This window comes from Qipengyuania sp. L-5Y (assembly GCF_056859455.1).
The window spans coordinates 53,040-60,558 of record NZ_JBSXOM010000015.1 but is presented as its reverse complement, the minus strand read 5'-3'; the positions used below and the strand labels follow the sequence as shown (position 1 = coordinate 60,558).

Genomic DNA, 7,519 nt, shown 5'->3' with positions numbered 1-7,519 from the left:
CGATCGATACATCGAGCCCTGCAAAGTACTCCATCATCCGACTCCTACGCTTCCGTTTAACCGGAGCGAGGGAAGCGCCTGATGCAGCCGCTGTGCAAGACTTGGCCGCAGCCAAGTCCTCCCCAAATACAGCGGCCATCCTATTTCCTACCCACCCCAAACGGCCACGGACAATTCATCTGAACGGCACGCGATGCAGCGTAGTTGCAATTACGTGGCGTCGATGTTGCGAGGCGAGCGCAACGATTAAAGTGTACTGAAAGCGGCGTGAGCGCAGGCCGAAAGTAGTCCTACCAGCGCTGATCAGTCCTCTCGATTGCAAGTTCACCGACCCACGGCTTGCAAAGACTACGCGCCTCTCTTGTCGAACCGTCGGTCCATTTCGCCCAGTCGTTTTGCGACAGCAGTACCGGCATGCGTGAATGACATTCCGCAGCAACGCCTGCGCTGTCGGTCATCACCATCGAGTAGACGAGACCCCACTCATCGCTGTTGCGCCAGAGCCCTGCGGCTGCAAACAATTCGCTATCGGGACGACTTAGCCAGGTCCGCGTCTTGCTTCCCGGTGTGCCCTCGGCTTCCGCCCAGGCCGTCAGCGGAATGAGGCAGCGACGCTCCTCGAAGCTGAAGCGCCACATGTAGCTGTCGAGCTTGTCGGTGCGAGCGTTGTTGACCGGCTTCGGTTTGAGCGGCTCGCCGGTGCGCTTGCTTTTGAGCGACAACGGGAAACCCCAGGTCATCTGCGAGAGCTTGCCATCTGCAATCACAGCACCGGGATATCCCGGAAAAACTTCGGTCCCAAAGTTGGCGTTGCCGAGCTGATCGACTGCATTGAACCAGCGCGCGACCTCGTCGTTCGCCTTCGTCATTCGGTAGAGATTGCACATCGCAAAGCGCCTGCCGGGAGCATGTTTTGCTGTCAATCGGAAGCAGGGTGGAAGTTTCGAATTGGCAAATAGTTCCGGTTTTGTTCTAACGCAAAAAATGTTGATTCGACCAAGCGATGATGAACTTAACCATGTGATCGGGGCTGCGCTCGGTAAGGCCGAGACCTACGCGCTCCGCGACGTGCTTTCAGCAACGAGAGCCTTCAACCGGCGCGAAGCGGTCGATACGCTCACGGCAAGGATCGTGGAGGCGCTCGGGCCTTATGAAATTACCCGGGAGGCGGGAGAGGCCGGTTTTGACGACAAAACCCTGCCGCTTTTTCCTGAAACAGAACAGGTGAGTGGGTGTGACGCTCAGCAATCCTAGCGAGGCAAGCCAACCCGGCAATTGTCTAAGAGCCTTTTCCGGCGTCGGCTTTGAGTTTTTCTAATCGCTCAGAACAAACTTCGTGGACGACGCGACCCAGCTCCTCGACCTGCTCACCGAGCCATTCGAGCTCCTCTGGCGTGATACGGTAGTGTTTGCTGTAGCGCGCTTTCACATAGGCTTCCTTGAGCTTCTCGAAGCGCGCGCGGTCGCGCTTCGTTTCGCGCGGCCAGACGTAAGTCAGGCGAGGGTCGATGCGCTCGGCCTGAGTGCGCAGAAAACCGAGGTTGTGAACGTGAGGCGTGTAGAACGTGCAGACCAGGAGCACGCAATGATAGAGCCGCTCAGTGGCTTGGTGCATGTTGAACGCAGCCTCACGTAGGCCACCTTCGCCAACCAGAAATTCTGCTGCTTTCTTGAAGCGGCTGGCGCTCGGGAACCACTCGTCGAAATACTCCTGCGCCATCGCCTGCGCTTGCGGGGGTGTCTTCGGCTTAGGAGTATGCAGCTCGGTGTCGTCCGACTGGTAGAGCGCGACTCCATCCTGCTTCACGTCCATGAAGAAATAACGGCCATGCGCGAGGCCGTCGTTCACCTCTTGGAGAGTATGCACGATGAAATTAACCGGCGTGTGGAGCGTGCCCGTCACGCCGTATTCGCGCATCAGGCGGTCATCGAGCTTTGCCCAATATTTCACTCTGTCGGTGAGCCGCTTGTCATTGACGATGATGAGCAAATCATAATCCGACTGGTAGCCTTTGGCGGTATGCGGCTCGTCGACCCAGGTGCCGCGTGCGTAGCTTCCGTAAAGGATGACCTTGAGGATACGCCCGGCCTTCTTCCAGTCGTGCTTGGCCAGTGCGAATGCATCTTCGAACTCTTCGAAAATCAACTGCAAAACGCGCTCCAGCTCGCGCTGCTTTTGCGGAGGCAGGTGATCGAGGTCGGTCTTCATCGGTCTATGCCTAGCAAGCTGCTGTGAAGCTTGCACCTATGCATCGCGGCTAATCCTCATCCAAAAAACTCCAGGACGTTTGCTCGCTGATAGTGATTCACCGCGAGCACCGTCCGTCAATACCAAGAATTGGGGAGGGGGCGAGGAGGAGCGCTGTAGGACGTTGGCACCGGATGAATCCGGACGAAATTGGATGGAAATTTCCCCTTCATTCGGGATCACATTCGGATGTGCGGGAATTCGAGCGGGGAGACGAAATCCCGACAAAGCGCGCCTCAAGTACTCTGCGCTACGCCAGAGTTTCCGGGGCTCTTACGCCACTGCACGAGGCCGCTTGATTACGTGGTGATTAAACGGCCCTCGACACCCATTGGGAAGGGGTGTAATATCGGCCTTAAGTCTTTGAAAGGTTTGGTGGACGCACTAGGGCTCGAACCTAGGACCCGCTGATTAAGAGTCAGCTGCTCTACCAACTGAGCTATGCGTCCACACTGCGGCGTACCGCTGCCTCGTGGAGTGAGGCGTTCCCGACTCGGGAGGCGCCCGTATAGCGGGGTTTTGCGGGAAGAAAAGCCCCTAAAGGCAATCTCTGCTGGCGCATGCGAAAAACCTGCCATTCGGTCAGGTGAACCCGTAATTTGGCAAGCCTGTCGACACCGAAATCTGATGATGCGCGCCCAAGAAAGCGTGCGGCTATCGCATGATTCCGGCGCGGGGTGCTTTCCGGTTCCACCGGTCGACCATCATGATCGATCCAAGACAGATCATGTTGGTGAGCATCGAACTACCGCCATGGCTCATGAAGGGCAGGGGGATACCCACAACGGGAGCAAGACCCATCACCATCATGAGGTTGATCGCGACATAGAAGAAGACGGTAGCCGTCATTCCCAGGGCGATCAGCTTGCCAAAACGGTCGTTACTCGCGCGCGCAACGGACAGGCCCCAACTGAAAATCAGCGCGAAGGCCCCGATGACCACAAGTCCGCCAAGGAAACCCCATTCTTCGGCCATGGTAGCGAAAATGAAGTCGGTATGCGGTTCCGGCAGGTAGTGCAGGTGGCTCTGTGACCCTTCGTTGAAGCCTTTTCCGGAGAACCCACCAGACCCGATGGCGATCTTGGACTGGGTGATGTGATAGCCGTCACCCAGCGGATCGCTTTCGGGATCCAGGAACGTGAAGACGCGCTTCTGCTGGTAAGGTTGCAAACCGACAAAAAAGGCTACCGGTGCAAGAACTGCCGCAGCCAATCCAGCGCCCATGAACCAGCGAATGGGGAGGCCGGCTGAGAACATGACGAGGGCTCCGCCGAAGACGATGGCGAGCGACGTCCCCAGATCGGGTTGCAACAGTACGAGCGCGACGGGGGTAAGGATCAGGCCGCCAGCCGGGATCAGCGCACGCCAAGTCGGGATCATACCTACAGGGAGCGACGAGTAGAACCGCGCAAGCACCAAGACGATGGCCGGCTTCATCAATTCCGATGGCTGCAATTGCATGAACCCGAGGTCCAGCCAGCGTTGGCTACCTCCGCCGACGAAGCCGATCGCTTCCACCGCGACCAGCATCAGCAGAATGATGCCATATATGGGAAATGCCAGAAAAATGGCCCATTCGCGAGTGAAGCGGGCCAGAATGAAGGCCATCACGAGGAAAATACCAAATCGCAGGATGTGCGAGGCGGCATAGGGTTGCCAGCTTCCGGCTGCGGCCGAGAAAAGCACCAGCGCGCCGAATCCGATCAGGACGAAAAGTGGGAAAAGCATTCGCCATGGCTGGCGCGCGATGGGCGCCGGAACGATCCCGCTCATTCGCTGGCCTGTCCGGATGAAAGGGAGGTGTCGAGACGCGGATCAACCTTTTCGTCGGCGAGGCTTTCCTGCCGGCGCACGGCGAGACGGGCTTCGGCCTCGACCTGATCGAATATCTCTTCGTCGCGGGCCGGAACGGGTTTGACGTCCTCTCCGGCTGCTGCCGCATAGGCACGGTATTTCGCATCGAGCCGTTGCTGTGCGGTGCCGCCCCATTGCTCCTCGAAGCCGCGAAGCATTTCCATGCCCTTTTCGGGATCGAACAAAAAGGTCATCACATCGCGCGCGATCGGATAAGCGGAACCGGAGCCACCGCCATGCTCGATCACGACGGCCCCCGCATATTTCGGTTTGTCAAAGGGCGCGAAGAAAATGAAGAGGCCGTGGTCGCGGTATTTCCATGGCCCCGATTTGCCGTCCGACAAATTCAGGCCCACGACCTGTGCGGTTCCTGTCTTGCCCGCCATCTTGATGTCGTCGAAGGGCAGACGAGCACGACCGGCGGTTCCGGGGCCGTTGACGACATCGCTCATCGCCTGACGAACATAGGCCACGTGCTCGGGAGCAAAATCGACTTCGTCGAAACCTTTGACCGGTGTGGAGGTTACCAACCGGGGCTGAACGTGCCGCCCGGTTGCGAGACGCGCCGACATCACTGCCAGTTGAAGCGGATTGGCCAGCATGTAGCCTTGCCCGATGGTGGCATTGACGGTGTCGAATGCCTGCCAGGGGCGCCCGTATTTCTCTTCCTTCCAGGCGGGATACGGCACGGTGCCATAGAATTGGCTGGCGACGGGGAGGGGGAATTCCTGCCCCATTCCGCAGCGCTGCGCCATGGCAGCAATGGGATCCATGCCGATACGCTGAGCGAAGTGATAGTAATAGACGTCGCACGACTGGTAGATGCCCTTGGCCATATTGACCGTGCCGTGGCCGCCGCGTTTCCAGCAGCGGAATACGCGATTGCCCACGCGCAGACCGCCACCGCAGAAAACCGTTTCGTCCGGGTCCAGACCTTCACGCATGAACGCCATGGACACCATGGGTTTGACCGTCGATCCAGGCGGATACAGACCCTTCAGAACCTTGTTTCGCAGCGGCACGCGTTCATCATCGCGCAGCATGGAATATTCGACGCGCCCGATCCCTTGCGAAAAGCTGTTTGGATCGAAGCTAGGCATCGATGCCATGCACAGGAGGTCGCCCGTTTCGCAGTCCATTACGACGACAGAGCCGCTTTCCAGGCCGATGCGCCGTGCGGCATAATCCTGCAGGGGTCCATCGATGGTAAGCCGGATCGGATCGCCCTGGATATCCTCACGAGTTTCCAGTTCCCGTACGATCCGGCCAGATGCCGTCACCTCGACCCGCCGGGCGCCAGGTACACCGCGAAGTTCCTGCTCGTACTGCTTTTCCAGTCCGTCCTTGCCGATCTTGTAGCCCGGTGTGACGAGCAGAGGATTCCGATCCTGTTCGGCGTATTCTTCGGCATTCGCCGTACCGACGTATCCGATAAGATGGCCTACGCTGGGCCCTGTCGGATAGAAGCGCGAGAAACCGCGCTGAGGAACGACACCGGGCAGATCGGGCAGCCTCACGCTGACCGCGGCAAATTCGTCGTAGGTTATGCCGGAAGCAATCTCGACAGGCTGATATCCCGGACCATCGGATACCTGCTTGCGGATATCCGCGGCCTGATTTTCATCGAGGTTCAGGATCTTCGTAAGGGCCGCGATCGTCGCTTCCGTGTCGGGAGTGCGATCGGGAATGATATCGACGCGAAAATCCGCTCTATTGGAGGCGAGGGGGGCGCCATTACGATCCAGAATCCAGCCGCGCCGTGGCGGGATGAGCGAAAGGTTGACCCGATTGCTTTCCGATTCCAGCTCGTATTTTTCGTTCTCGGCAATTGCGATGTATCCCATCCGCGCTGCCAGCAGCACGCCAAGACCGCCCATGGCGGTGCCGATGACGAAGGTCCGCCTGTCGAACGCATTGTCCAGCGTCGATTGCGTTACGACCTCTTTCGGCTTTGCACGCTTACGTAGACGCATCACAGCGCCTTCCACCTGGTAAGGCGGAAGCGGTCAAGCATGGCGACGAGACGTGCGGCGATCGGGAAGAGAAGAATGGTAAGCACTAGCTGCGGTATCAGGGCGATAAGAGAATGGAACGTGGGTTGGCCACCTGAAAGCAGCCAGCCTGCCAAGAGATAACCGAAGATCAATATACAGGCGGTGAACCAGTCCTGCCAGAATGTGCGCCACGGCAGCCGGGTTTCAATAAGTTCGATTACGATCATGATCAGAGACCATGTGAAAATCGCAAATCCGAAGGGCTGGCCGTTATAGAGATCGTCGAGCAGACCAAGGGGCATCCCTGCCCAAATCGGCATCAGGCCCGGGCGAACCAGTCGCCAGGCGAGAAGCATCAGCAATCCAAGGGGTGGAATGATCGGGAGAGCCGAAGCGATCGGAAAGATGGGCAGGATCGAAGCGACCATGATGCTGACCCAGGGAACAACATTTGCCAGCAAGCTGGAATGCGAACGGTTGATCCGGCTGCCATAAGCATCGCTGCGAGAACGCGGGTCGTTGCGTTCCATCAGTCGGTCAGTTCGCGCTCGATCGGCGTCTCCGCGCCGAGCACTGCTTCGGGTTCGTAGATCGGTTCTACACTTACATAGTCGGTGGCCGCGGGATCGCTGATAATGCGCGCCACCCCGCCGTCATCGGTCGTTTCCGTCAGGATGGCGACTGCGATTCCGGGAGGGTAGTATCCGCCAGCGCCGCTGGTCACGAAAACATCGCCGGGCTTGAGCGGGTTGATACCCAAATTGATAAGCCTGATCCGTATCAACCCATCTCCGCGCCCCTCGGCGAAGGCGACAACCTCGTCATTGGCGCGGCGGACCGGGAGGATGCTTTCGGTGTCCGTAAGGAGAAGAACGCGCGAACTGTCGCTGCCGACCTCGAGAATCCGGCCAACAATGCCGCGCGGCGACCGTACCGGCATACCGATCTCGACACCCTCGGACGAGCCAGCACCGAGATAGGCGAAGCGTCTCGTGCTCGAGGCCGAAGAGCTCACGAGGCGGGCCACCGCAACGGGCTCACGCTCGGCGTCCTGAAGTTTCAGCAAGCCCTTGAGGTGAAGGTTCTCGCGCTTCACCGCCTCCGCTTCGGCAAGGCGGATCCGCGCGATTTCCATTTCGCGCTTGAGGTCAGCATTTTTGGACCCGGCCCGGTAGTAGCCGCTGATCGTGTCCCAGAACCCCTTGCTTCCCGTACGAACAGTAGAGGCAGCTTCCGTGGCGGGCGAAACACCATCCTGCGCGACCCCTCGGAGTCCGCCGAAAAGATGGGGTTGAAAAAACGACAGGGCGAGCAGGATCGCGCCGATCAGCGCGCCGATGCCCGCGATCACGTAACCGGTAAAAAGATTGTACTGCGCCCTGCGAGAATACCCCGAGCGCCGTGAACTTATCGGCGCCATCCG

General features: G+C 58.9%; 7 protein-coding genes and 1 tRNA gene. 1 reads left to right on the top strand and 7 read right to left on the bottom strand.

Annotated elements, in window-relative coordinates:
• Positions 1–290: 290 nt before the first annotated feature.
• Positions 291–887, bottom strand: coding sequence for an SOS response-associated peptidase (locus AC13F2_RS01280; RefSeq protein ID WP_239805896.1), 597 nt, complete (start codon positions 885–887; stop codon positions 291–293).
• A gap of 61 nt (positions 888–948) precedes the next feature.
• On the opposite strand from AC13F2_RS01280, the gene AC13F2_RS01275 reads away from it, so the two are divergent.
• Entirely contained in the window at positions 949–1,254 is a 306-nt protein-coding gene (locus AC13F2_RS01275) for a hypothetical protein (RefSeq protein ID WP_475209792.1), read from the top strand.
• Positions 1,255–1,279: 25 nt separating this feature from the next.
• Here AC13F2_RS01275 and AC13F2_RS01270 read toward each other — a convergent pair whose 3' ends face one another.
• The 6 genes from AC13F2_RS01270 to mreC all read right to left on the bottom strand — a co-directional run bounded on the left by AC13F2_RS01270 (position 1,280) and on the right by mreC (position 7,516).
• Entirely contained in the window at positions 1,280–2,209 is a 930-nt protein-coding gene (locus tag AC13F2_RS01270; RefSeq protein WP_239805898.1) for a HEPN domain-containing protein, read from the bottom strand.
• Between the two features lie 412 nt (positions 2,210–2,621).
• A tRNA-Lys gene (locus AC13F2_RS01265) sits at positions 2,622–2,697 on the bottom strand.
• A 205-nt stretch (positions 2,698–2,902) separates the two neighbouring features.
• Complete coding sequence (gene rodA / locus AC13F2_RS01260) at positions 2,903–4,021, bottom strand: rod shape-determining protein RodA (protein ID WP_482963995.1); 1,119 nt, start codon at positions 4,019–4,021, stop codon at positions 2,903–2,905.
• Positions 4,018–6,075: a penicillin-binding protein 2 gene (gene mrdA, locus AC13F2_RS01255; RefSeq protein WP_103025076.1), complete on the bottom strand. Its 2,058-nt coding sequence runs from the start codon at positions 6,073–6,075 to the stop codon at positions 4,018–4,020. Before mrdA ends, rodA begins: the two co-directional genes overlap by 4 nt.
• Positions 6,075–6,626, bottom strand: coding sequence for a rod shape-determining protein MreD (locus AC13F2_RS01250; protein ID WP_103024950.1), 552 nt, complete (start codon positions 6,624–6,626; stop codon positions 6,075–6,077). Before AC13F2_RS01250 ends, mrdA begins: the two co-directional genes overlap by 1 nt.
• The gene (mreC, locus tag AC13F2_RS01245) at positions 6,626–7,516 is read right to left on the bottom strand and encodes a rod shape-determining protein MreC (RefSeq protein ID WP_196846202.1); all 891 of its coding nucleotides are present in this window, start codon (positions 7,514–7,516) and stop codon (positions 6,626–6,628) included. Before mreC ends, AC13F2_RS01250 begins: the two co-directional genes overlap by 1 nt.
• Between the last annotated feature and the right edge of the window lie 3 nt (positions 7,517–7,519).

Bases quoted from the DNA above. Each gene is read 5' to 3' on its own strand.
- AC13F2_RS01280 (WP_239805896.1), bottom strand. From the start codon at position 887: ATGTGCAATCTCTACCGAATGACGAAGGCGAACGACGAGGTCGCGCGC.
- mreC (WP_196846202.1), bottom strand. From the start codon at position 7,516: ATGGCGCCGATAAGTTCACGGCGCTCGGGGTATTCTCGCAGGGCGCAG.
- AC13F2_RS01250 (WP_103024950.1), bottom strand. From the start codon at position 6,626: ATGGAACGCAACGACCCGCGTTCTCGCAGCGATGCTTATGGCAGCCGG.
- mrdA (WP_103025076.1), bottom strand. From the start codon at position 6,075: ATGCGTCTACGTAAGCGTGCAAAGCCGAAAGAGGTCGTAACGCAATCG.
- rodA (WP_482963995.1), bottom strand. From the start codon at position 4,021: ATGAGCGGGATCGTTCCGGCGCCCATCGCGCGCCAGCCATGGCGAATG.
- AC13F2_RS01270 (WP_239805898.1), bottom strand. From the start codon at position 2,209: ATGAAGACCGACCTCGATCACCTGCCTCCGCAAAAGCAGCGCGAGCTG.